The sequence below is a fragment of the Acidovorax sp. 22279 genome, assembly GCF_052045435.1.
In the GTDB taxonomy this organism is placed as follows: domain Bacteria; phylum Pseudomonadota; class Gammaproteobacteria; order Burkholderiales; family Burkholderiaceae_C; genus Acidovorax; species Acidovorax delafieldii.
This window is the reverse complement of the sequence record NZ_JBQEOV010000017.1, coordinates 60303-84739: the sequence shown is the minus strand read 5'-3', so window position 1 is coordinate 84739 and position 24437 is coordinate 60303. Positions and strand designations below refer to the sequence as shown.

22 protein-coding genes are annotated in these 24437 nt (G+C 66.6%); 8 read left to right on the top strand and 14 right to left on the bottom strand.

The features are described from left to right. Positions 1-249 precede the first annotated feature (249 nt). The 4 genes from ACTJKQ_RS20210 to ACTJKQ_RS20195 all read left to right on the top strand — a co-directional run bounded on the left by ACTJKQ_RS20210 (position 250) and on the right by ACTJKQ_RS20195 (position 3902). Positions 250-2592, top strand: a complete 2343-nt coding sequence (locus ACTJKQ_RS20210; RefSeq protein WP_440597886.1) for an NADP-dependent malic enzyme — start codon at positions 250-252, stop codon at positions 2590-2592. 154 nt (positions 2593-2746) lie between these two features. Further along, the gene (locus tag ACTJKQ_RS20205) at positions 2747-3154 is read left to right on the top strand and encodes a ribonuclease domain-containing protein (RefSeq protein WP_056056729.1); all 408 of its coding nucleotides are present in this window, start codon (positions 2747-2749) and stop codon (positions 3152-3154) included. A gap of 134 nt (positions 3155-3288) precedes the next feature. Further along, positions 3289-3714: a barstar family protein gene (locus ACTJKQ_RS20200; protein WP_015016366.1), complete on the top strand. Its 426-nt coding sequence runs from the start codon at positions 3289-3291 to the stop codon at positions 3712-3714. Then, entirely contained in the window at positions 3693-3902 is a 210-nt protein-coding gene (locus tag ACTJKQ_RS20195) for a hypothetical protein (protein WP_015016367.1), read from the top strand. Before ACTJKQ_RS20200 ends, ACTJKQ_RS20195 begins: the two co-directional genes overlap by 22 nt. Before the next feature lie 274 nt (positions 3903-4176). On the opposite strand, the gene rsmA is transcribed toward ACTJKQ_RS20195, so the two are convergent. The 3 genes from rsmA to ACTJKQ_RS20180 are packed head-to-tail and all read right to left on the bottom strand — an operon-like array spanning position 4177 to position 8830. Next, positions 4177-4956, bottom strand: a complete 780-nt coding sequence (gene rsmA, locus ACTJKQ_RS20190; protein WP_260668992.1) for a 16S rRNA (adenine(1518)-N(6)/adenine(1519)-N(6))-dimethyltransferase RsmA — start codon at positions 4954-4956, stop codon at positions 4177-4179. Positions 4957-5011: 55 nt separating this feature from the next. After that, positions 5012-6445, bottom strand: a complete 1434-nt coding sequence (locus ACTJKQ_RS20185; protein WP_440597885.1) for a peptidylprolyl isomerase — start codon at positions 6443-6445, stop codon at positions 5012-5014. A 3-nt stretch (positions 6446-6448) separates the two neighbouring features. Then, positions 6449-8830, bottom strand: a complete 2382-nt coding sequence (locus ACTJKQ_RS20180; RefSeq protein WP_440597884.1) for an LPS-assembly protein LptD — start codon at positions 8828-8830, stop codon at positions 6449-6451. A 153-nt stretch (positions 8831-8983) separates the two neighbouring features. Between ACTJKQ_RS20180 and ACTJKQ_RS20175 the strand changes: the two genes are divergently transcribed. The 3 genes from ACTJKQ_RS20175 to ACTJKQ_RS20165 all read left to right on the top strand — a co-directional run bounded on the left by ACTJKQ_RS20175 (position 8984) and on the right by ACTJKQ_RS20165 (position 12357). Further along, on the top strand, positions 8984-10138 hold the full coding sequence (locus ACTJKQ_RS20175; RefSeq protein WP_440597883.1) for an aminoglycoside phosphotransferase family protein: 1155 nt from the start codon (positions 8984-8986) through the stop codon (positions 10136-10138). A 98-nt stretch (positions 10139-10236) separates the two neighbouring features. Further along, positions 10237-11001, top strand: a complete 765-nt coding sequence (locus ACTJKQ_RS20170; protein ID WP_440597882.1) for a 16S rRNA (uracil(1498)-N(3))-methyltransferase — start codon at positions 10237-10239, stop codon at positions 10999-11001. Positions 11002-11199: 198 nt separating this feature from the next. Beyond that, a complete protein-coding gene (locus ACTJKQ_RS20165) occupies positions 11200-12357 on the top strand; it encodes a diguanylate cyclase (protein WP_440597881.1) in 1158 nt (385 codons plus the stop codon). Here the strand turns inward: ACTJKQ_RS20165 and ACTJKQ_RS20160 are convergent. Together ACTJKQ_RS20160 and ACTJKQ_RS20155 are read right to left on the bottom strand one after the other, a co-directional pair. After that, positions 12341-12895 carry a DUF3617 domain-containing protein gene (locus ACTJKQ_RS20160; RefSeq protein ID WP_440597880.1) on the bottom strand — a complete coding sequence of 185 codons (555 nt, stop codon included), beginning with the start codon at positions 12893-12895 and terminating at the stop codon, positions 12341-12343. The two genes, ACTJKQ_RS20165 and ACTJKQ_RS20160, sit on opposite strands and share 17 nt — an antisense overlap. 129 nt (positions 12896-13024) lie before the next feature. Then, complete coding sequence (locus ACTJKQ_RS20155; RefSeq protein ID WP_440597879.1) at positions 13025-14323, bottom strand: acyl-CoA dehydrogenase family protein; 1299 nt, start codon at positions 14321-14323, stop codon at positions 13025-13027. 208 nt (positions 14324-14531) lie between these two features. Here ACTJKQ_RS20155 and ACTJKQ_RS20150 point away from each other — a divergent pair, with 208 nt between their 5' ends. Further along, a complete protein-coding gene (locus tag ACTJKQ_RS20150) occupies positions 14532-15293 on the top strand; it encodes an SOS response-associated peptidase (protein ID WP_260668997.1) in 762 nt (253 codons plus the stop codon). A 42-nt stretch (positions 15294-15335) separates the two neighbouring features. Here the strand turns inward: ACTJKQ_RS20150 and ACTJKQ_RS20145 are convergent, their stop codons facing one another. From ACTJKQ_RS20145 to ubiU, 9 genes are all read right to left on the bottom strand, one after another. After that, complete coding sequence (locus ACTJKQ_RS20145) at positions 15336-16595, bottom strand: branched-chain amino acid ABC transporter substrate-binding protein (protein WP_260668998.1); 1260 nt, start codon at positions 16593-16595, stop codon at positions 15336-15338. Positions 16596-16646: 51 nt separating this feature from the next. Beyond that, positions 16647-18287, bottom strand: a complete 1641-nt coding sequence (locus tag ACTJKQ_RS20140; protein WP_440597878.1) for a long-chain-fatty-acid--CoA ligase — start codon at positions 18285-18287, stop codon at positions 16647-16649. A gap of 163 nt (positions 18288-18450) precedes the next feature. Then, positions 18451-19938, bottom strand: a complete 1488-nt coding sequence (ubiD, locus tag ACTJKQ_RS20135; protein WP_440597877.1) for a 4-hydroxy-3-polyprenylbenzoate decarboxylase — start codon at positions 19936-19938, stop codon at positions 18451-18453. 66 nt (positions 19939-20004) lie between these two features. Continuing rightward, positions 20005-20601, bottom strand: a complete 597-nt coding sequence (locus tag ACTJKQ_RS20130) for a UbiX family flavin prenyltransferase (protein WP_260665673.1) — start codon at positions 20599-20601, stop codon at positions 20005-20007. Continuing rightward, positions 20594-21007 (bottom strand): putative zinc-binding protein, encoded by a 414-nt coding sequence (locus tag ACTJKQ_RS20125; RefSeq protein WP_056742644.1) that lies wholly within the window; start codon positions 21005-21007, stop codon positions 20594-20596. The genes ACTJKQ_RS20130 and ACTJKQ_RS20125 overlap by 8 nt, the downstream gene beginning before the upstream one ends. A 2-nt stretch (positions 21008-21009) precedes the next feature. Then, positions 21010-21531 carry a ubiquinone anaerobic biosynthesis accessory factor UbiT gene (gene ubiT / locus ACTJKQ_RS20120; protein WP_099731704.1) on the bottom strand — a complete coding sequence of 174 codons (522 nt, stop codon included), beginning with the start codon at positions 21529-21531 and terminating at the stop codon, positions 21010-21012. 15 nt (positions 21532-21546) lie between these two features. Further along, positions 21547-22167, bottom strand: coding sequence for a PAQR family membrane homeostasis protein TrhA (gene trhA / locus ACTJKQ_RS20115; RefSeq protein WP_056056758.1), 621 nt, complete (start codon positions 22165-22167; stop codon positions 21547-21549). A 20-nt stretch (positions 22168-22187) separates the two neighbouring features. Continuing rightward, positions 22188-23150: a U32 family peptidase gene (locus ACTJKQ_RS20110; RefSeq protein ID WP_440597876.1), complete on the bottom strand. Its 963-nt coding sequence runs from the start codon at positions 23148-23150 to the stop codon at positions 22188-22190. Between the two features lie 38 nt (positions 23151-23188). Further along, positions 23189-24241, bottom strand: coding sequence for a ubiquinone anaerobic biosynthesis protein UbiU (ubiU, locus tag ACTJKQ_RS20105; protein ID WP_260665676.1), 1053 nt, complete (start codon positions 24239-24241; stop codon positions 23189-23191). Between the last annotated feature and the right edge of the window lie 196 nt (positions 24242-24437).

Genomic DNA, 24437 nt, shown 5'->3' with positions numbered 1-24437 from the left:
TTTCGGATGCCGAGGTCTTACCCCTCAAAAAGCAAAACACTTCATAGCTTTTGTGCATGGATACGGAGGTCTCAAAACCCTGCCCGCACGACACAATCAATGGGCAAACAGCCCCTCTGTAAGCAGATTCGCTTACTAGGGTTTTTACGCACATCCCCCTACAATCGCTGACCCTTACAAAGCTGACAGCCTGCTGCAGACCCGCTGGAGTACGGTTTTGGCCCCTCACCCCTGAGTTGGAGACACTGAATGCCCGAGAACACCACGGCCCAGAACAACAACGATTCCGACAAGCGTGCCCAGTTGCGCCGTGCCGCTCTCGAGTACCACGAGTTTCCCAAGCCCGGCAAGCTGGCGATTGCCGCGACCAAGCAGATGATCAACCAGCACGATCTCGCGCTGGCCTACTCGCCCGGCGTGGCCGCGCCCTGCGAAGAGATCGTCAAGGACCCGGCCAACGCCTTCCGCTACACCTCGCGCGGCAACCTGGTCGCCGTGATCAGCAACGGCACGGCCGTGCTGGGCCTGGGCGACATTGGTGCGCTGGCCTCCAAGCCAGTGATGGAAGGCAAGGCCGTCCTGTTCAAGAAGTTCGCGGGCGTGGACGTGTTCGACATCGAGATCGACGAGAAGGACCCCGCCAAGCTGGTGGAGGTGATTGCGGCACTGGAGCCGACCTTTGGCGCCGTGAACCTCGAAGACATCAAGGCTCCCGACTGCTTCTATGTGGAACGCGAGCTGCGCAAGCGCATGAAGATCCCGGTCTTCCACGACGACCAGCACGGTACGGCGATCACGGTGGCGGCTGCCGTCGTGAATGCGCTCAAGGTCGCCAACAAGAAGATCGAAGACGTGAAGCTGGTCACCAGCGGCGCGGGTGCGGCGGCCCTGGCCTGCCTGAACCTGCTGCTCAAGGTGGGCGTGCAGCGCAAGAACGTGTTCGTCACCGACCTGGCTGGTGTGGTGTATGAAGGCCGCGAAGAGCTGATGGACGACGACAAGCGCCAGTTCATGCAGAAGACCGACGCGCGCAAGCTGGCCGAGGTGATGGTGGGGGCGGACGTGTTCCTGGGCCTGTCGGCCGGCAACGTGCTCAAGCCCGAGACGGTGGCCACCATGGCCGAGCGCCCGGTGATCTTCGCGCTGGCCAACCCCAATCCCGAGATCACGCCCGAGCTGGCGCACAGCGTGCGCAACGACATCATCATGGCCACGGGCCGCTCGGACTATCCGAACCAGGTGAACAACGTCCTGTGCTTCCCGTACATCTTCCGTGGAGCACTGGACTGCGGTGCCACCACCATCACCGATGAGATGGAGATTGCCGCGGTGCACGCGATTGCCGAGCTGGCACAGGCCGAACAAAGCGAGGTGGTGGCCGCCGCCTACGTGGGCGAGAAGCTGACCTTCGGGCCCGAGTACCTGATTCCCAAGCCGTTCGACCCGCGCCTGATGATGAAAATCGCGCCCGCCGTGGCCCAGGCCGCCATGGACAGCGGCGTGGCACAGCGCCCCATCGCCGACATGGACGCGTACCGCGACCGGCTGCAGACCTTTGTGTATGCCTCGGGCACGACGATGAAGCCCATCTTCGACGCGGCCCGCAATGCCGCCAAGAAGCGGGTGGCCTATGCCGAGGGCGAAGAAGAACGCGTGCTGCGTGCTGCGCAGATCGTGGTGGACGAAAAGGTGGCGCGCCCCACACTGATCGGCCGCCCCGCCATCATCGCCCAGCGCATCGAAAAGTTTGGCCTGCGCCTGAAGGAAGGCGTGGACTACGACGTGGTCAACACCGACTTCGACCACCGCTACCGCGACTTCTGGCAGACCTACCACCGCATGACCGAGCGCAAGGGCATCACCCAGCAGGTTGCCAAGATCGAGATGCGCCGCCGCCTCACGCTCATCGGTTCGATGATGCTGCACAAGGGCGAAGTGGACGGCCTGATCTGCGGTACTTGGGGCACCACCGCCAACCACCTGATGTACATCGACCAGGTCATCGGCAAGCATGCAGGCGGCGCCGACAGCACCGAGCAGGATGTGCCGGTGTACGCCTGCATGAACGGACTGATGCTGCCAGGCCGCCAGGTGTTCCTGGTGGACACGCACGTCAACTACGACCCCACGCCACAGGAGCTGGCCGAGATCACCGCCCTGGCCGCCGAGGAAATGATGCGCTTTGGCATCAAGCCCAAGGCGGCGCTGCTGTCGCACTCCAACTTCGGCACCAGCAACAGCCCCAGCGCTGTGAAGATGCGCCGGACGCTGGAACTGCTGCGCCAGCAGGCCCCCTGGCTGGAAGTGGACGGTGAAATGCATGGCGACGTGGCGCTGGACGGCAAGGCCCGCTCGGCGCTCATGCCCAGCAGCGAGCTGACCGGCGACGCCAACTTGCTGGTGTTCCCCAACATCGACGCCGCCAACATTGCCTACAACCTGCTCAAGACCGCAGCAGGTGGCGGCATTGCCATCGGCCCCGTGCTGCTGGGCGCTGCCAAGCCGGTTCATATCCTGACACCCAGTGCCACCGTGCGTCGTATTGTGAACATGACAGCCCTCACCGTGGCCGATGCCAACGCCCTGCGGTAAGCCTTAAAAGAATAGCAAGCGCTAACTTAAAATCCCTGCAAAGCCCTTCAGCGTCTGCCCAATCTTTGTGCAGACGCTTGCTTTTTGGGGACCGTTGAGCGACACTAGCGGGTCGAAATTTCGGGTTAACCCGTAGTTTCTGAAAGGTTCGTTGATGCTGAAGGCTGTAGCCACCCGGGCGCGCAAGGCAGGGTTATTGTGTGTTTTGGGTGTTGCTTTCGTGCTGTCTCCGGTCGCGGGACATGCCCGGAAATCCCCGTCCACCGACGGGTCCATCACCCCCATCGCACTGGCCGAGTTGCCGCCCCAAGGGCGGACAACGTATGCGCTGATTCGTGAGGGCGGGCCCTTTCCGTACGACAAGGACGGATCGGTTTTTGGCAATCGCGAGCGGCTGTTGCCCGCCCAAAAGCGGGGCTACTACCGTGAATACACCGTCAGAACACCAGGATCGCGCGACCGGGGAGCCCGGCGCATCGTGTGTGGCGGCAAGCCCCGGATGCCGGATGCCTGCTACTACACCAGCGACCACTACGCCAGTTTTCGCGAGATCGTCGAGTAACCCCAATGCGTCGTACGCCAGCCCATCCCTGAAAGCGTACGCCGCGCCCCATTGAATTCCCCATTCACAGGCCGCATCCTGCAGCCTGTGAGATGCCAGAAGTTTGTGGACTTTATAAAGAAAGAGTAGCGGAGATGCAGACGCCACTTCGTAAAGACCTGGAAACGCCACTGCGTGGCGTGCGCACCAACATCGTGCAGTCCATTCGCGCCTTCCGCGTGCAGGACCTGCAAGATGCAGCCACCTCCATGGGTCACCATTTCTTGTACGCCAATCTGGCCCACGCGCAGTCCAAGCAGGATGTGCTGGACCTGATTGCCGCCCAATTCACGTTCCCGTCGCACTTCGGCAAGAACTTCGATGCGTTGTACGACTGCATGACAGACCCCTTGCACAAATCGGGCCCGCAGCCTGGTTTCATCGTGGTGCTGGAGCAGATTCCTGCCACGGGCAAGTTCGACAAGGAAGCGCGCGAGCAGCTGCTCGACATCTTCCGTGATGCCGCCGACTACTGGGGTGATCGCAAGATCCCCTTCCGGTGTTTCTATTCTTTTCTGTAGCCCGTTCTGCATCCACCAGCCAAGCAGAACGGGCGAACGAGGCTAGCGACACCCAGGCCGTGGAAGGCATCGAGATCAACGGCGAACCCGCTGAAAAGATGCCCACCGACAAGCTTGTGGACGTGTCGCCCATGGCGCTGCGCATGAGCAGCCCTTTCAATGCCGGGTATTGGCTCAGCGCCGCATAACTCGGTACATCCCCCTGAGCGGCTACGCCGCTTCCCCCTTCTCTCGGCTTCGCCGGGAAGGGGGACGACACCAGCGCGGCGGGGCGGCCCTTGCGCGGTGTCTCTGGCATGGTATGTCGCCCATCGTCGAGGGCAGAGTTGAATCAAGCGCCTGCCACACCCGAGGCAGGCCTCTTTTCCTGCCATTGATGCGGATGATGCTGGTGCACTGCACCCCATTTTTTTGCCCCATAGACCGCCAGCACCCATTCAACAAGCGCTGCCAGCTATCAATTTAAGAGCAATTCTGCGCCAGGGCCACGTATTCAGCCACGGGCACTTCCTCGGCACGGCGCTGGGTATCGAATTCACCAGCGAACTGGCGTGCTTCGAGCCAGCGGCCCAGCGTGTGGCGCAGCAGCTTGCGGCGCTGGCTGAAGGCGACCTGCACCAGCTCTTCCAGCAGCGGCACAGACAAGGCCGCAGGCTCTGCATGCGGCACCATGCGTACCACGGCGCTGTCCACGCGTGGCGGCGGGTCGAAGCTCTCGGGCGGCACGAACAGCACGTTTTCCATCGCGTAGCGCCATTGCAGCATCACCGACAGGCGACCGTAGTCGCCCGTGGCGGGGCTGGCCACCATGCGGTCGATCACTTCCTTTTGCAGCATGAAGTGCTGGTCTTCGATGACCTGCACATGGTCCAGCAGATGGAACAGGATGGGTGTGGAGATGTTGTAGGGCAGGTTGCCCACCACGCGCAACCGCAAACCGGGCTGTCCTGCCTTGTCACGCAGGGTCTGCGCCAGTGCGGTGAAGTCCACCTTGAGCACGTCCGACTCAATCACGTCGAGCTGGCCATGCAGGCGCAGGCGCAGCGCCAGGTCGCGGTCCAGTTCGATGACCGTGAGGCGCCCCAGGCGTTCCACCAGGGGCTGCGTCAACGCGGCCAGACCGGGCCCAATCTCGACCATGGGTTGGCCGGGCAGCGGCGCAATGGCCTGCACGATGCCGTCGATGATGCCCTGGTCGGACAGGAAATGCTGTCCGAAGCGCTTGCGGGGAATGTGTTTCAACGCGGCCTTACCTGTTGTCGTGTCTGAGAGTGCTTGGAGCTCGTGTGCGCTGCACTCACTGGGGTGGCTCGCGGTACTCGACATACGCGCGCCCGCGCAACTCCTGCGCCCAGGTGGCATAGGCCTCGTCGAGCTTCTTCTCGCGCACCGTGCTGCGGGCCATTTCGCGCTGCTCGCGCTGGGTGAGCTTGGCCTCGCGGCGTTCGAGCAGCTGGATCAGGTGCACGCCAAAACGCGAAACCAGGGGTTCGCTGATGTCACCGGGCTTGAGGGCGTCCAGCGCTTGCTCGAACTCGGGGACATACCGGCCTGGGTTGGCCCAGCCGAGGTCGCCGCCCTCCTTGGAACTGCCGTCCTGCGAATGCTCGCGCGCCAGGGCTGCAAAGTCGGCCTGTCCCGCCAGCAAGCGGCGGCGGTAGTCGGCCAGGCGCGCGGCGGCGGCGGCTTCGGACAACTGGGGGCCCGTGCGCAGCAAGATGTGGCGCGCATGGTTTTGCACTACGGTGGTCGGCATACCCGCCGTCACACGTTCCACCACCTTGAGCACGTGAAAACCCGCTGGCGAGCGCACCGGGCCCACGATGGAGCCCACCGGCAGGCCGAGGGTGGAGTTCACAAACAGCTCCGGATAACGATCCGCAGGCCGCAAGCCCAGCAATCCACCAGCGCGCTGGCCTTCGGGCGCATCGGAGAACTCGCGGGCCACCGCTGCAAAGTCTTCGCCCGCGCGCACCTTGTCGGCCGCTCGCTGTGCCCGTGCCTGCCGCTCGGCCACCTGCGTGGGGGTGGCGTTTTCAGGCACCAGCACCAGCACATGGCCGAGGTTGATCTCCATGGCGGCGACATCCGTGCCCTTTTGCTCTTCACGCAGGAACTGGTCCACGTCCAGATCGCTCACCTTCACCCGCGCTTCGACTTCGCGCTCGCGCAGGCGCTGCTGCAGCAACTGGTTGCGCAGCTCTTCGCGAAAACGGTCCTTGCTCATTCCATCGCGGGCCAGGCGCGCATACAGCTCGTCCACCGTCATGTCGTTCTGGCGGGCCACGCCCTGCTCGGCCTGCGACACGGCGTAGTCATCGACCTTGATGCCCGATTCGCGGGCCTGCTGCAGCTGCACCTTCTCCAGGATGATGCGTTCGAGGACTTCGCGCGCCAGCGCATCGCGCGGTGGCATGGTACCGCCCTGCTTGGCGATCTGCGCCTCGGCACGTGCCAGGCGCGAGCGCACCTCGTAGTTGGTCACGGGCTCGGAGTTGACCACCGCCACAATGAAATCGGCCGAGCGCGGGGCCGTGCTGGTGGAGGGCGCGGGCAGCGTGATGGAGGGCACGGCAGCAGGGCGCGCATTCAGCGAAGACGGCGAGGAAGACAACCCTGTCTTGCCCGAGGACGAGGTCCCCGATGGGCGCAGGCCCTGGGCCGCAGCGCCTTGCGCCACGAGGGATGCCAACGCGGCCGTCAAGGCCAGTGCGAATACACGGTGGTTCATGGTCTAGTCGTAGTTGCTGAAGCGGCTGGGCGTGGAGACCTGCTCGCGCAGGTTCTGGTAACGCGGCACATTTTGCTTGAAGGAGTCGAGCGGGCTGGAGCCCAGGCTCAGGCGGGAGAAGCCCACGAATTCGATCTGGAACAGCAGGCGCGTGTTGGAGCTGGTCACGCTGCTTTGCAGACGCTCCAGCACCACGCGGCCGATCCAGCAGCAGCTGTCGTACTCGAAGCCCACCACGGTGTCCACGAGTTTGCGGTCCTTCATGCTGTAGTTCAGGCGGCCCACGCTGTACCAGCGCCCGCCGCCCTGGCCGCGGCCGGGGCCCAGGTCCTTGCCCTTGTCGCCCCAAAGGTCGTTCAGCGGCCACTGCCAGCCGATGTCGATCTGCTCGCTGGTGCCACGTTGCAGACGATAGGCCGCGCTCACGGTGCGGTAGTTGCTGGGGCTGTAGCGCGCGCCGATGGTCGAACGGATGGACTGCCCGGTCTTGGGGTTGTACTGCACGGTGGAGTCAAAGCCCCACTGCGGTGTCCAGTTGATGCCCGCGCCCAGCAGCAGGTCCGACAGGCGCTCGCTGACCGGCGTGCCCCCTGGCAGGGTGACCTTCTGGTCCGAGAAACGCACCCGCTGGGCAATGCCGAAGCGCGCTGCCTGGGCGCCCGACTCAGGGTCCAGCAGGCGTGTGGTCACGCCCAGGGTCAGCAAGTTGTTGTCGGCCAGCCGGTCGTTGCCGCCAAACGCGTTCTCTGTGTAGATGGTCGCAAAGTTGAAGTCATTGGCCGCCGTGTCATACACCGGCAGCATGCTCTGGTCGCGGTAGGGCGTGTAGGTGTAGAACGCCCGGGGCTCCAGTGTCTGCAGGAAGGCGCGACCAAAGTAGGCGGTGTCACGCTCGAACACCAGGCCGCTGTCCAGGCTGAAGGTAGGCAGCGTGCGGCTGGCCGAGCGCTGGCCGTTGGACAGGGCCGAGTCAAACTGGTACTGCGTGGCATGCAGTTGCAGGCGCGGGGTGATGAAGCCGCCCGGCGACAGGAAGGGGCGGCTGATCTGCGCCATGGCGTAACTGCGATCGGCATTGGGCTGGCCCGTGAGCGCACGGGCTGCTTCAAAGCGCGTGGTGTCCAGCTCCACGCTGGCATCGAATCCACCGCCCAGCTGCGAGGGGTTGTAGCGCCATTGCACCTGCGGCATGCGGTCATACGGAGGCACGATGGGCGAGCTCACGTCTTGCAGCGTCTGCCATTTGAGGGTGCGCACGGTGGCCGACATGTCGTTGCGGCCCCAGGACAGGATGGCATCGTTGGGCAACAGGCGCTGGCGCAACTGCTCGGTGGCGCGGCTGAAGTCGCGCCAGTAGTTGTCATCACTCACGCGGTTGAGGTTGAGGTTCAGCCCCAGCCCGCCGATGCCGGTGTCGAACGCGCCTTCGTGTTTGCCGCTAAAGCTCCAGCGCACACGGTCGCGCAGACGGTCGGTGGGCATCACGTCGGCGCTGATCTGGCCTTTGTAGGTTGGCTCCAGGTAGCGGAACTCGCCGCCCACGTTGGCGCCTCGTTTGGTCATGAGCGCGGCGCGCAAGGTGGCATCGCGGTTGGGCGCGATGTTCCAGTAATACGGCTGCATGTAGGTCACGCCATCCCGGCTGTCGAGCCCGACGGTGGGCGGCAGCAGGCCGGACTTGCGCTTTTCCGACAGCGGGAAGCTGATGTACGGAATGGGCAGCACCGAGATGCCCTTGAACTCCAGCACCGCATCTTCGGCCGTGCCCACCTCTTCCTCGTTGTCAATGCGGATGGTGGCGGCGCGCAGCACCCAGTCGGGCTGCCAGCTCTCCTCGTTGCCACGCTCGCAGGTGGTGTAGGTGCCGTTGTGCACCACGGCGCGGTAGCGGTCCACAAAATCCACCCGCGTCGCATCTCCATGCGCCTGCGTGGCCAGGAAGCGGTAGCGCGCGTCGCTGAAGAAGCCCTCGAAGGCCTCCACCCGCAGCTCCAGCGCCGTCCCTTCGTAGACATTGCCTGCGCGGTTGATGCGCACCTTGCCGTTGGCCTTGGCCAGGTCCTCGGGCACGTTGTAGTCGAGCCGGTCGGCGCGGATGACCGTGTCGCCCCGGCGCAGCTCGGCGTTGCCTTCAATCAGTGCGTTCAGGTCGGTCTGGCCGCTGATGTGGTCGCCCTTCACAAAGACGGGCAATTGCGAACGCACGGCGTCGGGAATCTTTTCCTGCAGCAGGGGTGACGTGCGCAGCACCGGCGGCGCATCCCAGGCGCTGGGCGCGGCTCCGTCCTGGGCCAGAGCCGCCAGCGGCAGGCCACACCAGGCCAGCGCAACGCCCAGGGCCAGCACGCGGGGCACGGGGGGCCGCAGCCGTGCAGACTTCGCCATGGCGGGCCGGGCGCGAAGGGAGGTGAGGTTCTGCACGGTGAGGGGCTGGCAGCGTGGCACGTGGGGTGTTGAGGGGCGGTAGCGGACAAAGGGACCGGTCCTGGCCAGCGCGCACGGCGCCAGCCACGACCGGTTTGTAAAATCGGATTATCCATGAGCCACCCCATCCCCCCATCGCCCGCCGGCCAGCCCTTGGGCGCCACCGTGGCCGCACCTGCTGCGCCCGCCGCCTCCACCCCTGTCAGCTGGCCTGATGCAGCCCGCCGCGCAGCCTTCGAAGCCTGGTTGGCGCCTCTCGTGGGCCCCCACCAGTTGGTGCCTGCCACACTGCGCCCCGCCTCGGCCGATGCCAGCTTTCGCCGCTACCTGCGCATCGACACGGCCACGGGCGCCAGCCGCATCGTCATGGACGCGCCGCCCGACAAGGAAAACTGCCAGCCGTTTGTGCAGGTGCAGGGCCTGATGGCCGCCGCCGGGCTGAACGTGCCGCAGATCCTGGCGTTTGATGCGCCCACAGGCTTCATGCTGCTGTCCGACCTGGGCCACCAGACGGTGATCGAGCGGCTGAACCCCGAAAAACCCCAGGACGCCTACGCCTGGTACCAGCAGGCCACCGATGTGCTGCTGCAGTGGCAAAAGGCGTCCACCCCCGGTGTGCTGCCCGCCTACGACGAGGCGCTGCTGCGCCGCGAGCTGGCGCTGTTCCCCGACTGGTACTTGGCCCAGCACCGCAGCGTCACGCTGGATGACAAGCAACAGGCCACCTTGAGCAGCGCCTTTGACGCCATCGTGGCGCACAACCTGGCCGCCCCGCAGGTGTATGTGCACCGCGACTTCATGACCCGCAACCTGATGGCACCTGCCGAACAGGGCGCCCCCTTGGGCGTGCTGGATTTCCAGGACGCGGTCTACGGCCCCATCACTTATGACATTGCCAGCCTGCTGCGCGATGCGTTCATCAGCTGGGAAGAAGAATTCGTCATCGACATTACCGTGCGTTACTGGGAAAAGGCGCGCAAGGCCGGACTGCTGGGCGCCACCAGTGCCGGCGGCTGGGGCGATGACTTTGGCGAGTTCTACCGCGCGGTGGAGTGGATGGGCCTGCAGCGGCACCTCAAGGTCGCGGGCATTTTTGCGCGCCTGACGCTGCGCGACGGCAAGCCCAAGTACCTGGCCGATGCGCCCCGCTTCATCGCCTACATCCGCGCCACCGCCAACCGCTACCGCCAGCTGGGGCCCCTGCTCAAGATGCTGGACCAGATCGAAGGCACCGAGCCCGTGGTGGGCTTTGCGTACGGCCGGATGTAGCCCTGGCCGCCTGCACGCACGGCACACCCCATAAATCAAGTAAAAACCGGCTCAAGCGCAGACAAATCATGCGCTAGCAGCTATTACAAAGATAGCAAATGCCCCGTTTCCATTGCCCGGCCCCCCTGGCCACCGGCGCCGAGCTGGACCTGCCCCCGGGCGCTGCACGCCATGTGCAGGTGCTGCGCCTGCAGCCTGGTGACGGCATCACGCTGTTCCACGGCGGCCAGAGCTCGGCCGACCCGGGCGGCGAGTTCGATGCCACCGTGGTCAAGATGGGCCGCAGCGATGTGCGCGTGCTGGTGGGGGCGCACCACGCCATCGAGCGCGAGGCGCCCCGCGCCGTGCACCTGCTGGCGGGTATCACCGCCAACGAGCGGATGGACTGGCTGGTCGAGAAAGCCACCGAACTGGGCGTGGCCAGCATCACCCCGCTGGTGGCCGAGCGCAGCGTGCTCAAGCTCAAGGGCGAACGCGCCGACAAGAAGATCGCCCACTGGCAGGCCGTGGCCGTGGCCGCCTGCGAGCAGTGCGGCCGCAACCGCGTGCCGGTGGTGCACGCCGCCATCGACCTGGCGGGCTGGCTGCGTTCACCAGGGCAGGGCCTGACATCTCCCGAGACACGGGACACCCCCCAGCGCCTGCTGCTGTCGCTGCGGGCCGGTACCGTGCCGCTGCGCGAGGCCACGGGCAGCGCGGATGGCCAGCGCCCCGTGCTGTTCCTCTCGGGCCCAGAGGGCGGCCTGAGCGCTGCGGAAGAGGAGCTGGCGCTGCAACACGGCTTCGCCCCAGTCACGCTGGGTCCGCGTGTGCTGCGTGCCGAAACGGCCCCGCTGGCCGCCTTGGCCGCGCTCACGCTGTAGCGCGACACCCCGCGCGCAGGTCGGGCTCGCCACGCGGGCCCCAGGCCCGGTCAAGGCCCGGACAGCCCTGGGGGGCTATACGCACGGCACTACCTCACCGTAAAATCTCCGACCAGCCGGTAACCCAGGATCACACGGGTTTCGGGCCACCCCGCCCGCGCGCCGCGCGGCCCTCTCTCCTGGCCGGAGCCCCCCACCTTGCGCCCACCCGCCCGCTGGCAGCGCCTCAAGGATGTGATCCTCTCCACCGACCCTCGGCGGCGTACGCTGGTGGGCATGGCCTTGCTGGCGCTCACGCTGATGGCAGGCAGCGCCGGCGTGATGCTCCTGGTGGCACATTCCAGCACCACCGTGGACCAGACCGCCGTGCAATGGTGGGCCGCCCTGTCGGTGGGCGGCCTGCTGGTCATGACGGCCTTCATCCGCTCCGGCGAAACCGCCCGCCTGCGCGACCCCTCGCTCACCATCCCGCAAATGGTCTGGACCATCACCAGCGGCGCCGTGGCCTATGTGCTGGCGGGCGATGCGCGCGGGCTGGTGCCCAGCGTGCTGGCAATGATCCTGTTCTTTGGCACCTTCGGCCTCACGGTGGCCGAGGTGATCGGCATTGGCGTGTATGCACTGCTGGCCTTTGCCAGCGCCATCGGCGTCAGTTCGCGCTTCAACGCCAACGCCTCGGGCTACCTCGACACCGCCTACGCGCTGATGGTGCTCATCGTGCTCAGCGGCTGCATTGCGCTGAACCTGCGCATCCAGCGCATCCGCGCCAAACTGCAGCAGCAGCGCGAGGCGCTGGCCCAGGCGCTCGAAGTCAACCGCGAACTGGCCACCCGCGACGAACTGACGGGCCTCATCAACCGCCGCGCCATGCTCGACCTGATGGCGCTGGAGCACCGCCGCAGCCTGCGCAGCGGCCGCCCGATGCTGCTGGCGCAGCTGGACATCGACCACTTCAAACCCATCAACGACCAGCACGGCCACGCCACCGGCGACCGCGCGCTGCAGGCGTTTGCGGGCACCGTGCGCGCCAGCGTGCGCGACACCGACGTGCTGGCCCGCTGGGGTGGCGAGGAGTTTGTGCTGATGCTCACCGACACCTCGGCAGACCACGCGCGTGAGCTGCTCGAACGCATCCGCCAGGCCGTGCAGGCGCTGGAAATTGCCCACAGCGCAGGCTCATTGCACCTCACGGTGTCCATCGGCCTGGCGCAGCACCTGCCCGGAGACACCGTGGAGCACACGCTGGAACGCGCCGACCAGGCGCTGTACCACGCCAAGGCCCTGGGCCGCAACCGCGTGGTGGTGGCGCCTGCCGCCCACCGTACCGTGGCGGCAGGGTCTAACGCACGGGCTTGATCGCGCCGCAGTCCGCGGCGAGCCACTTGCCGTTTTGCACCATGTCGATCTGCTCGGGTTTGCCGTTGGATGTGGTCTTGACCTTGAAATTGCCCGTGTAGGCCGTGGGACCCTGGAAGGTCATCGTTCCTTCGCCCGTGGTGGGCGGCTGCCCCTGGGCGCCCTTGCAGCTGAACGTCATCGCCACCGCGTTGGGGCCCGTGCGTTGCACGTTCTGCGTGCAGCCCTCCTGCGCCGGAATGCGGTCCAGGTCGGCCTGCTCGGGGCTGATGCAGACCTTCACGGTGTTGCCGCTGGGGCCCATGCTCACACCCTGCTGGGCCATGGCTTGCTCCATCTGCTTGCGCTGCGCGGGCGTCAGGCTGGCCATGGACTTCTGCATCTGCGCCATTGCGGCCTCCAGCTGGCCACTCTGGCTTTTCATGGTCACGCTGTTCTCCCACAGGCCGGGCCGCAGCTTCTGGGGCTGGGCGTGGGCAGTGCAGAGCACAGCGAAGGAAACGGCAAACACGAAAGCGCGGGGGATGGTGGTGTGCATGGTGTGGGGGCCTCAGTGCCAGCGGCTGGGACCACAGTATCGGCAAGCACGCCCCGGCTGCCAAGTGGAGACGGAGCACTTCAGGGGCCACGATCGACGGCACGCTCTCTCTGAAAGACGCCGGACCGCTCAAGCACTCAGGTGCGGCGGCGCGCGCAGCTGCTCGGGGGTGGTGAAGTAGGCCGCCGACGCCCCCAGGGCCGCACGCGCCTGCGCCAGCTCATGGCGCGCCACGGTGCGCAGGTGCACCTCGTCGGGCCCATCCATCAGCCGCAGCGCGCGGCCCCAGGTCCAGAAGGCGGCCAGCGGCGTGTCGGGCGACAGGCCCATGGCGCCAAAGATCTGCATGGCGCGGTCCACCACCCGCTGCTGCAGGCGCGCGGCCACCACTTTGATGGCAGCGACCTGCGCACGCACGGCGCGCGTGTCCGCCGCATCGGCTGATTCGCCCTGGTCCAGCATCCAAGCAGCGTGCAGCACCAGCAGGCGCGCCTGGTCGATCTCGATGCGCGAATCGGCCAGCCACTCCTGCACGTTGGCCTGATCGGCCAGCGGCTTGCCAAACGCCGTGCGCTCCAGCGCGCGCTCGGTGGCCAGGCGCAGCGCCAGTTCGCACTGGCCGATGGTGCGCATGCAGTGGTGCACACGGCCCGGGCCCAGGCGCGCCTGCGCCATCGCAAACCCCGCCCCCCAGTCGCCCAGCAGGTGGTCCGCAGGCACACGCACGCCCTGCAGCAGGATCTCGCAATGCCCCTCGGGCGCATGGTGGTGCAGCACGGGGATGTTGCGCACGATCTGCACACCCGGCGTGTCCACGGGCACCAGCACCATGCTGTGGCGGCGGTGGCTGTCTGCACCATCGGCATCCGCATTGCGGCACAGCACGATGAGCAGTTGGCAGTGCGGATGCGCCGCGCCGGTGATGAACCACTTGCGGCCGCTGAGCACCAGGCCATCCCCCTCGCGTCGCACCGTGGTCTGCAGGTTGGTGGGGTCGGACGAGGCCACGTCGGGCTCGCTCATCGCAAAGGCCGAACGCATCTGGCCGTCCAGCAACGGTACCAGCCAGCGGGCGCGCTGCGCGGGTGTGGCAAAGCGGTGCAGCAGCTCGATGTTTCCGGTGTCCGGCGCCTGGCAGTTGAACACCTCGGCCGCCCAGGGCAGGCGGCCCATGGCCTCGGCCAGTGGTGCGTAGTCGAGGTTGGACAGGCGGGTGCCCGGCTCGTCCTCGCGCAGCGTGGGCAAGAAAAGGTTCCACAGCCCTTCTTCGCGGGCCAGGGCCTTGAGGTCTTCCAGGAACGGCGGCGGGTAGTCGCGCGCGGCCACGGCCGCATGCCAGGCGGCGTTGTAGGGCAGCAGATAACGGTCGATGAACGCCAGCAGGCGATCACGCAGTTGCAGAGCCAGCGGGGAAGGTGCGAAGTCCATGCGGACATTGTGAAAACAGCGCCAGCACACGTCACAACGCAAGCGACAACGGGCTTGACGCACATCACGGCCTGCCCGGAGCGCCCTCAGGGAGGCAAACACAGCGCTATTTTATTGATAGCTATCAAGGCATATTGCACTAGCGCTACCAGCCTCTTTTGCTTGAAATCTCGCTGAGCGCCCCCCTGCACACGGGTACCATGGCCCCATGAGTACCCACTACGAAACCCTGCAACACGCCGACACCTACCGCGAGGCGTTTGCGGTCGAGCCCCCTGCGGCGCTGGGTGAACGCCACCTGTGGCCCCGCAAGCCAGGTTTGTTTATCGTGCATGCCGCGACGGCCGCCGCCCTGGCACAAGGGCCCACGAGCCCGGCCGAGGAGACCGCTCCATCAACAACTGCATCAGACACCCCCGGCAACGCCGCCCCCGACCGGGTACTGGTGCCTGCGCAATGGGGCCTGGTGCCGCACTGGGTCAAGTCGGCATCCGACGCCAAGCTGCGTGCACCCAAGCTGGTCAACGCCAAGTCCGACACCGCCTCCACCGGCACGGCGTTTCGCGACGCATGGCTGAACGGCCAGCGCTGCATCGTGCCCATGGCTGCGTTTTATGAGGACGACCTGCGCAGCGGCAAGGCCGTGCCCACCCGCGTCGCGCGCGTGGACGGCAAGCCGATGGGCGTGGCGGGCCTGTGGGCGCGCTGGCTGGGCGCTGACGGCGAGGTGATCATCAGCTACTGCCTGCTCACGGTGAACGCCAACAACCACGCGCTGCTGCACCGCTACGGCCAGCCCGGCAGCGAGAAGAGCATGCCCGCCATCCTGAACGAAGGCGCGTACGACGCGTGGCTCACGGCCCGGCCGGAAAAGGCCAAGGAGTTCATGCGCCAGTACGCGGCGCAGTGGCTCACGGCCAACCCGGTGGAGAAAAAGGCGGACAAGTTGCCCAAGGGGTGGCTGGATTGAAGGCAGTCGCCGCCACCCGCACGGGGCCTGGGCTGCGCCCGCTCAGGATGGCCGCTTCATCTGGCAGGACGTCGGCTGGGCGCTGATGTAGTTGTCCCACGCCACTTCGGAGCGGAAGCCGTAGCCGGTTTTCTCCGCGTCGTACTTCACGCCCTTGCTGCCCTGCTTGGCCCAGATGCCCAGGTACAGCGGGGCTTCAAGCTGGTGGTCGGTTTTGCGCATGCGCACCTCGCCCATGGGGCTCTTGTAGGTCATGCCCTCCAGCGCCAGGGCCACCTTCTTGGCGTCGGTGGACTGGGCCTTGCGCATGGCTTCGCGCAGCATGTGCACGCTGTTCCAGTGGGCGGCAAACACAAAGTCTTCACCGGTCTTCTTCTTGTAGTCCACGTAGATCTTTTCGAGCTCGGGGGTGGGGGCGTTGTGCACCCAGTTCCAGATGACCCCGACCTTGCCTTCGCCCCAGGGCCCGATCTGCGCGGGCGTGCCGGGGTTGTTGGCATTGAGCGTGAAGTAGTTGATGTTCAGGCCATAGTCGCGCGAGGACTTGAACAGCAGCGTGAGGTCGCTGCCCCAGTTGGAGGTGATGACGGTGTCGGCCTTGGTGGCGGCAATCTTGGCCACGTACGAGGCGAAGTCACGCGTCTGGGCGATGGGGATGAAGTCATCGCCCACAACCTCGATGTCGGGCCGCTTGCGCGCGAGGTATTCCTTGGCGGCCTTGGAGACCTGGCGGCCGTGGGTGTAGTCCTGGTTGAGCAGGTACACGCGCTTCACATCCTTGCGGCCTTGCAGGTAGGTGGTCAGCGCCTCCATCTTCATCTCACTTGATGGATAGAAGCGGAAGTGCCAAAAGCTGCAGCGCTCGTTGGTGAGCTGCGGGTCCATGGCGGCGTAGTTGAGGTACACGGTGGCGCGCTCCGGATCGCGCTCGGCGAGCTTGTTGAGGCCGTCCACCAGCGCCAGCGCCACCCCCGATCCGCCCCCTTGGGTGATGTAGCGTACGCCCCGGTCGGTGGCAGCCTTGAGTGCGTTCAGGCTCTCCTGCGGCGTGCCCTTGTTGTCGAAGTCCATCACCTCGAACTTGGGCTCGTTGGGCCCCGCCTTGGCATTGACCTGCGCCACCACCTCGCGCAGCTGGTTGAGCGAGCTTTGGCCGGTGAGCGCGAACGGGCCTGACAGCAGATCGATGAAGCCGATCTTTACCGTCTCGGCCGCGCCGGCGTGCGCCGCCATCACCAGCGCTGCGGCGCACGCGCCGGCCTTGAGCCATTGATGAGGCCATTTCCTGGGAACCATGTTCATGGGTGTCTCCGTGGGGTGGGTGGGTAGGAACTGGGTCAATGTGGGGCGATGTCAATCGCCGCCGAACACCGAGCCATGGCGTTGCCGCAGCTCGTTTTTTTGGACCTTGCCGGTGCCGCCCAATGGCAGGCTCTCGACAAACAGCACTTCGTCGGGCAGCCACCACTTGGCAACACGCTCTGCGAGGAAGTCCAGGATCTGCGCCTTGTCGAGCGACTGGCCGGGCTTGCGCACGATGAAGAGCAGCGGGCGTTCGTCCCATCGGGGGTGCTTTACGCCGATGACAGCGGCCATGGCCACCGCGGGATGCGCCACAGCGGCGTTCTCCAGGTCGATGGAGCTGATCCATTCGCCACCCGACTTGATCACGTCCTTGGTGCGGTCGCGGATCTGCACCACGCCCTGCGGGTTGATGGTGGCGATGTCGCCCGTGGGGAACCAGCCATCCACCAACGCCGAACGCTCGGCCTTGTGGTACCGGTCCACGATCCACTGGCCGCGCACCATCAACTCGCCCTGCGCCACGCCGTCGCGCGGCAGGCTGGCGCCGTTTTCGTCGACCAGCTTGAGTTCGATGCCGAACACCGACTTGCCCTGCTTGGCGACCAGTGCATGGCGGTCCTCGGGCGGCAGCTCGGCATCGGCCGCGCCCAGCACGCTCATGGTGGCGATGGCGGTGGTCTCGGTCATGCCCCAGCCGTGGCGCACCTCCACGTCGTACACGTCGTTGAACTTGGCGATCAGCGCCTTGGGCATGGCCGACCCGCCCACGCCTGTGCGCCGCATGGTGGTAAAGCGCAGCCCGTGCTGCTCCACATGCTGGATCAGGCCCATCCAGATCGTGGGCACGCCCGCGCTGACGGTGACGCGCTCGGTCTCCATCAGCTCGTACAGGCTGGCGGCATCCAGGCGCGGGCCGGGCAGCACCAGCTTGGCCCCCCCAATCAGGGCCGCATAGGGCAGGCACCAGGCGTTGATGTGGAACATGGGCACGACGGGCAGGATGGTCTCCCGCGCGCTGATGCTCAGCACGCCCGGCATGCAGGCCGACAGGGCACTGAGCGCCAGCGCCCGGTGCGAATACAGCACGCCCTTGGGGTTGCCGGTGGTGCCCGAGGTGTAGCACAGCGCTGCGCCGGTCTTTTCATCACATTCGGGCCACACAAAGCGGTCATGCTGGCCGGCCACCAGGGTCTCGTAGGCCTCGACCCCGGGCACCCTTTGCAGGTCGATGGTGCCCAGCATTTCGGCATCACACAGCGCCACCCAGTGCCGCACGCGGGGGCACAACGCCGCAATGGCACGCACCAGCGGTGCAAAGGTGGTGTCAAACAGCACCACCTCATCGTCGGCGTGGTTGACGATGTAGGCCAGCTGCTCGGGGTGCAGGCGCGGGTTGCAGGTGTGCATGACCATGCCGCTGCCCGACACGGCGTAGTACGCCTCCAGGTGGCGGTGGTTGTTCCAGGCCAGCGAGCCCACCACGCTGCCAGGGCGCAGGCCCAGCGCCTGCAGCGCGTTGGCCAGCTGCCGGGCGCGCCGGGCCATGTCGGCAAAACGGTAGCGGTGCAGGCTGCCATCGGTGTCGCGCGAGACGATCTGCTGGTCGCCGTACTGGTTCTCGCCATGTTCGAGGATGGCCGAAACCAGTAATGGCCGGTCCATCATGCTGCCGGGCTGGTGCTGCTGCATTGCCGTTGTCTCCTAGGGATGTGCGCTGTGCTGCATCCCGGCATCCGTGGGTGCCGGTGCAGGGCCCTCTTTATCGGGGCTGGCACATCGTCGCAAACAACGCGGGGCGTGCTTGTCTTCTACGTGACTGGGGAGCTCTGCACCGCCGCGGTGCGCGGTGGTGTCACAGGCCCAGCGCCGTAAAAAGCCCGTCCACGCGCGCCTGCACGGCGGCCTCCATGACCATGGGGCTGCCCCATTCGCGCTGCGTCTCGCCGGGCCACTTGTTGGTGGCGTCCATCCCCATCTTGCTGCCCAGGCCGCTCACGGGCGAGGCGAAGTCCAGGTAGTCGATGGGCGTGTGCTCCACCAGCAGCGTGTCGCGCGCCGGGTCCATGCGGGTGGTGATGGCCCAGATCACGTCCTTCCAGTCGCGCACGTCCACATCGGCATCGACCACCACGATGAACTTGGTGTACATGAACTGGCGCAGGTGGCTCCACACGCCCATCATCACGCGCCGTGCATGGCCGGCGTAGGTCTTGCGGATGCTGACCACCGCTAGCCGGTAGCTGCAGCCTTCGGGCGGCAGGTAGAAGTCCACGATCTCGGGGAACTGCTTTTGCAGCAGCGGGATGAACAGCTCGTTCATCGCCAGGCCCAGCACGGCGGGCTCGTCGGGCGGTTTGCCGGTGTAGGTGCTGTGGTAGATCGCGTCGCGCCGCAGCGTGATGCGGTCCACGGTGAGCACGGGGAATTCGGCGCATTCGTTGTAGTAGCCGGTGTGGTCGCCATACGGCCCTTCCAGCGCGTGTTGCCAGCCGCTGGCGTGTTTCGCGTCGGGCTGGATGTGACCTTCGAGCACGATCTCGGCGGTGGCGGGCACCTGCAGGGGCACGCCCAACGCGGGCGTGACTTCGGTGCGGGCGCCGCGCAGCAGGCCGGCGAACTGGTATTCGCTCAACGCATCGGGCACTGGCGTGACAGCCCCCAGCAGCGTGGCCGGGTCGGCCCCTAGCGCCACGGCCACGGGGTAGGGCTGGCCGGGGTGGGCGGCGCAGTGGTCGGCAAAGTCCAGCGCCCCGCCCCGGTGCGCCAGCCAGCGCACGATGACCTGGTTGCGCGAGAGCACCTGCTGGCGGTAGATGCCCAGGTTCTGCCGCGCCTTGCGCGGGCCGCGCGTGATGGTCAGACCCCAGGTAATGAGCGGGGCCACGTCGCCAGGCCAGCAGTGCTGCACGGGCAGGCGGTCGAGATGAACGTCCGGCCCCTCCCACACCTCCTGCTGGCAGGGTGCGCCGCGCGCCACGGTGTGCGGCGCCATGTTCCACAGGGTCTTGAGCAGCTGGCCCATGCCCAGCATGTCCTTGAAGCCTTTCGGCGCCTCGGGCTCCTTGAGGGTGGCCAGCAGTTCGCCCAGGGCGCGCACACCGCGCAGGTCGGCTACGCCCATGGCGCGGGCCACGCGGTCTGTGGTGCCAAACAGGTTGGTGAGCACCGGCATGCGGTGGCCCGTGGGCTGGGTGAACAACAGCGCCGGGCCGCCTGCGCGCAGCACGCGCTCGCTGAGCGCAGTCATCTCCAGGTGGGGCGAGACGGGCTCCGCCACGCGACGCAGGCCGCCCGTGGCTTCGAGCTGGGCCATGAAGTCGCGCAGGTCGCTGTAGGCCATATCGGGTCCAGGATTTGAATGAAATTGGCCGCTAGCGCTTTTCCAAAAAGCGCAAACAGCTATCAATCAAGGAGCATTCAGCTCCAGACCTTGCCACCGAGGCGCCAGGGCGTGCGGCACATCGATAAGGTCGAGCACGCGCGCCACGCTGTAGTCCACCACCTCGCCCACGGTCTGCGGGCGCAGGTAGAAGGCGGGCAGCGGCGGGCAGATGATGCCGCCCATCTCGGTCACGGCCACCATGTTGCGCAGGTGCGTGAGGTGCAGGGGCGACTCGCGCACCATCAGCACCAGGCGGCGGCGCTCCTTGAGGGCCACGTCGGCCGCGCGCGTGAGCAGGTTGTCGGCAAGCCCATGCGCTATGGCAGCCAGCGTGCGCATGGAGCAGGGCGCGACCACCATGGCATGGCACTGGAACGAACCACTGGCGATGGCCGCGCCCACGTTGGCCACGTCGTGCGCGCGGTGGGCCAGGGCCTCCACCGCAGCGCGGTCCATGTCCAGCTCGTGCTGCAGGTTGCGCCAGCCGGCGTCGGAGACGACCAGGTGGGTCTCGATGCCGCTCTGGCCCTGTAGCACCTGCAGCAGGCGCGCGCCGTACACGGCGCCGCTGGCGCCCGAAATGGCGACGATGATGCGGCGGGTGTGGGCAGCATCATCCATGCGAGGGCTCCACCACAGAAGGGCGCCGCAGGGGTTGGGCCTGCTGGTCAGCCTCCACCTGCTCCAGCACCAGCGCGGCCTGCACGGGGTCAAAGTCTTCGTGCGTGCGCTTTTTCACGCCGTACTGCTGCAGCTGGTAATGCCGGTCGGCCACGATGCCGTGGCGCGCCAGCGTGCTTTTGACGCAGACCAGCGGACAGCCGTCGAGCGCGATGATGGGCCGGCCCGAGCGCACGGTCTTCATCAGGTGCGGCACGTCGCCGCCCACCCCGGCGATGCACGACATCTCGGCCACGCCGCGCCGGTCGAGCTGCAGCGCCACGTGGTTGGCCAGCTGCGCGGCGCTGGAGCAGCCAGAGCAGGAATAGACCAAGGGATGGTTCTGGGGATGGGTGTCGGTGGTCATGCTCACCCTCCGTTGCGTGGAGTGGGGTCCAGGCGGCGGCGCAGGTGGCCCAGCACCTGACGCGGCGCCAGCTTGTGCACCCACTGGCGCGGGTCCAGCACCGGCAGCTCGATGGCATCGAGCGCGTTCTTCACCACCAGGCCCAGCTCGGTGTCGCCCTCCATCGACAGGCGGCGGCTGAAGAACAGCGTGTCGGGGTCTTGCTGGCGCTGGGCCAGCAGCAAAAAATCATGGGCTGTGGCGCTCAGCGTGACATCGGCCACCTGCGGCGGCACCAGCGGTGCATGGGGGGCGAAGCGCTGGCCCGTCCAGGCAAAGTCGAACGCCACGCGCGCATCGCGCACCTGCACCCGCATCTTCTTGTGCAGCAGCACTTGGCCCACGTCCGCAGGCAGGTGCCGCGCCAGCGCCAGGTTGAGCGCGGTTACCAGCAGCTGGGAGCCGGGGTAGGCGGGCAGGCGTGCCAGCACAGCGCCCACGGGCGCAGGAACGACCAGGGGGAAAGGAAGGGGAGAAGCCGCCATGAGACAGAAGGGCCCTCAGGCCACGTAGAAAAACACGGTGAAAAAGTGGCAGACGCTGCCGCCCAGCACAAACAGGTGCCACAGCCCGTGGCCGTGGCGCACGCGGTGGTCCAGCGCATAGAAGACGATGCCCAGCGTGTAGCAGGCCCCGCCCGCCAGCAGCCAGGCAAACCCGGCTGGGGTGAGCGCCTGCCACAGCGGCACCACGGCCACCAGCGCCAGCCAGCCCATGAGCACATAGATGACCAGCGACAGCACGCGTGCACCACGCGCCCACCAGATCTCTTGCGCAATGCCCAGCAGGGCCAGCCCCCACACCACGCCCAGCAGCGACCAGCCCCAGGCGCCGCGCAGCGAAACCAGCGCAAACGGCGTGTAGCTGCCCGCAATCAGCAGGTAGATGCTGCAGTGATCCAGCTTTTGCAGCACGGCCTTGATGGTGCGCCGGCGCACGCTGTGGTACGCGGTGGAGGCGGCGTACAGCGCCACCAGCATGGCGCCGTAGATGCTGAACGCCACCACCTTCCACGGGTCGCCCAGGCGCGCCGCGAGGGTGATGAGCACGGCCGTGCCTGCCGTGGCGAGCAGGGCACCCACCAGGTGGCTGATGCTGTTGAAACGTTCTCCGGGGTACATGCGGTAATTCGCTTTTTTCGTTATGGATGCATCGCAGGCCGCGCGGCACCACCACCCGAGGCCCCTTGCAGCCCCTGCTCCAGGCCTGGACGCCCGAACCAGTAGCCATTGCAGGGCAGATCGGGCATGAAGGGCTGCATGCGCTCCGCAAAGTCGGGGGTCTTTTCAGCAGTCTCTTGCGCAAGCACTGCGCGGCGGGCTTCGTCAAACGCGGCGATCACCTGCGCCATGTGCTGCGCCTGCGGGCTCAGCCGCACCACGTCCACGCCCAGGGCCTGCATCGCCGCCAGTTCGTTGGCCAGGTTGTAGACGCGCGCCGATTGCGTTTGTGTGCCGTTGAGCACCAGAAAACCCTCGCCCTCGCGCGTGCGCAGCGGCAGACCGTCGGCGTGTTGCAGGCAGCTGAACTGGCAGTCGTCCTTGGGCAGGTTGCGGTGCCGGGCGGTGAAGCAGCGCGCCGAATAGGCCAGGGGCATGCGGCCGTAGGCAAACACCTCGGTCTCGATGCCTGCGGGCCGCTGCGCCAGCACAGCAGCGAGCGCGTCCTGCGACATCTCCAGCGGCATCACCCAGCGCGTGGCGCCCCGTTGCGCCATCCATTGCAACGAGGGCGCGTTGTACAGGTTCAGGTGCGGCCCGGCCACAAAGGCCTGCGGCCCGGCGGGTACACGCGCAAGGCAGCTCACTGCCCCCATGTCATTGGCCTCGACCAGAAATTCGCCGTTGCCTGTGATCTTGTGCATCACGCCCACGTCGGCGCTGGACTCGATGAGCACTTGGCTGGACAAGACCGCTTCCTTGCCCGCGTCCCGCAGCATGCGCGCCAGCGCCAGCCAGTCGGTCAGGCGCAGCTCGTGGCGGCGCGAGCACACCGTCTCGCCCAGGTACACCACGTCCACGGGCGTGGCGGCCATGGCCTCGTAGAACTCGAACACGGTGTCGCGGGGCCAGTAGTACAGCAGCGGGCCGAGAGAGAGTTTCATGGGGCGGTCTCCGGGGGTTTTGTCATTGTGGAGAAGCACTACTTCCAGGGGCGGTGGTAGGCACCCAGCGTGTGCTGCTGGCCTTCTGCCACCTGGTCCAGGCTGGCCATCCAGCGCGTCTTGGGCGCATAGCGGTGCGGGTAGGACAGGCACTGGTCCATGGCCTCGCGCCAGACCTGGGTGACCTGCGCCACATAGGCGGGGCTGCGCTGGCGGCCTTCGATCTTGATCGCGCGCACGCCCATTTTCAGCAGCTGGGGCAGCAGCTCCAGCGTGTTGAGGCTGGTGGGCTCTTCGATGGCGTAGTAGTTCTCGTCGTCCCCCACGTCAAAGCGGCCCTTGCACAGCGTGGGGTAGCCCGCGTTCTCGCCGGGCGCATAGCGGTCGATGAGCACGCCGTTCAGGCGCGACTCGCGGCCCTGTGGGGTCTCCACCCAGCGCACGGCCTTCGGCGGTGAACACACGCCGTGCGTGTTGGGCGATTCGCCCGTCGCGTACGACGACAGCGCACAGCGCCCCTCGACCATTACGCACAGACTGCCAAAACCGAACACCTCGATCTCCACCGGCGTGCGGTCGATGACCTGGCGTACCTGCTCCATCGACAGCACACGCGGGAGCACGGCACGCACGATGCCGAACTGTTCGCGGTAGAAGTTGATGGCCTCGTAGTTGGTGGCCGAGCCCTGCACCGACAGGTGCAACCGCAGCCGGGGGTGGTGCTGCACCGCGTATTGCATGAGCCCGGGGTCGGCCAGGATGACCGCGTCCACGCCCAGGTCCACCGCCTCGTCCAGGGCGCTGCGCCACGGCCCCGGGTTCGCCGCCTGCGGGTAGGTGTTGAGTGCCATGAAGACCTTGCAGCCGCGCGCATGCGCATGGCCAATGCCCTGGGCAATGGCCGCCTCGTCGAAGTTGAGGCCCGCAAAGTTGCGCGCGTTGGTGGCGTCGCGCAAGCCCAGGTAGACACAGTTGGCGCCGTGGTCCACAGCGGCCTTCAGGGCGGGCAGGCTGCCCGCGGGGCAAACCAGTTCCATGGCAGGGCCAGCCGCCCCGGGCAAGGCGGTGGCCGTCGATTTCAAGGGATCCATCACAAGCATTCAAACGCTGGCCCCGGTGGGGAGCCACAGCACTGGGCGCCACCATACGGGGGGCTCTCCGCGCATCCGCTGATCTTCATCAACGGCAGTGCACAATGCCGGAGCAAAGCAGTCGGGTTTTGATGTGCTCCAGCCTTCCCGGCGTTCCACACTGCCCACCGGCCTTGACTTGCGTCCAGTGCCCTGC

Coding starts and splice junctions, on each gene's coding strand:
- ACTJKQ_RS20210 (WP_440597886.1), top strand. CDS start 250: ATGCCCGAGAACACCACGGCCCAGAACAACAACGATTCCGACAAGCGT.
- ACTJKQ_RS20205 (WP_056056729.1), top strand. CDS start 2,747: ATGCTGAAGGCTGTAGCCACCCGGGCGCGCAAGGCAGGGTTATTGTGT.
- ACTJKQ_RS20200 (WP_015016366.1), top strand. CDS start 3,289: ATGCAGACGCCACTTCGTAAAGACCTGGAAACGCCACTGCGTGGCGTG.
- ACTJKQ_RS20185 (WP_440597885.1), bottom strand. CDS start 6,445: ATGAACCACCGTGTATTCGCACTGGCCTTGACGGCCGCGTTGGCATCC.
- ACTJKQ_RS20180 (WP_440597884.1), bottom strand. CDS start 8,830: ATGGCGAAGTCTGCACGGCTGCGGCCCCCCGTGCCCCGCGTGCTGGCC.
- ACTJKQ_RS20175 (WP_440597883.1), top strand. CDS start 8,984: ATGAGCCACCCCATCCCCCCATCGCCCGCCGGCCAGCCCTTGGGCGCC.
- ACTJKQ_RS20170 (WP_440597882.1), top strand. CDS start 10,237: ATGCCCCGTTTCCATTGCCCGGCCCCCCTGGCCACCGGCGCCGAGCTG.
- ACTJKQ_RS20160 (WP_440597880.1), bottom strand. CDS start 12,895: ATGCACACCACCATCCCCCGCGCTTTCGTGTTTGCCGTTTCCTTCGCT.
- ACTJKQ_RS20155 (WP_440597879.1), bottom strand. CDS start 14,323: ATGGACTTCGCACCTTCCCCGCTGGCTCTGCAACTGCGTGATCGCCTG.
- ACTJKQ_RS20150 (WP_260668997.1), top strand. CDS start 14,532: ATGAGTACCCACTACGAAACCCTGCAACACGCCGACACCTACCGCGAG.
- ACTJKQ_RS20145 (WP_260668998.1), bottom strand. CDS start 16,595: ATGAACATGGTTCCCAGGAAATGGCCTCATCAATGGCTCAAGGCCGGC.
- ACTJKQ_RS20140 (WP_440597878.1), bottom strand. CDS start 18,287: ATGCAGCAGCACCAGCCCGGCAGCATGATGGACCGGCCATTACTGGTT.
- ubiD (WP_440597877.1), bottom strand. CDS start 19,938: ATGGCCTACAGCGACCTGCGCGACTTCATGGCCCAGCTCGAAGCCACG.
- ACTJKQ_RS20130 (WP_260665673.1), bottom strand. CDS start 20,601: ATGGATGATGCTGCCCACACCCGCCGCATCATCGTCGCCATTTCGGGC.
- ACTJKQ_RS20125 (WP_056742644.1), bottom strand. CDS start 21,007: ATGACCACCGACACCCATCCCCAGAACCATCCCTTGGTCTATTCCTGC.
- ubiT (WP_099731704.1), bottom strand. CDS start 21,531: ATGGCGGCTTCTCCCCTTCCTTTCCCCCTGGTCGTTCCTGCGCCCGTG.
- trhA (WP_056056758.1), bottom strand. CDS start 22,167: ATGTACCCCGGAGAACGTTTCAACAGCATCAGCCACCTGGTGGGTGCC.
- ACTJKQ_RS20110 (WP_440597876.1), bottom strand. CDS start 23,150: ATGAAACTCTCTCTCGGCCCGCTGCTGTACTACTGGCCCCGCGACACC.
- ubiU (WP_260665676.1), bottom strand. CDS start 24,241: ATGGATCCCTTGAAATCGACGGCCACCGCCTTGCCCGGGGCGGCTGGC.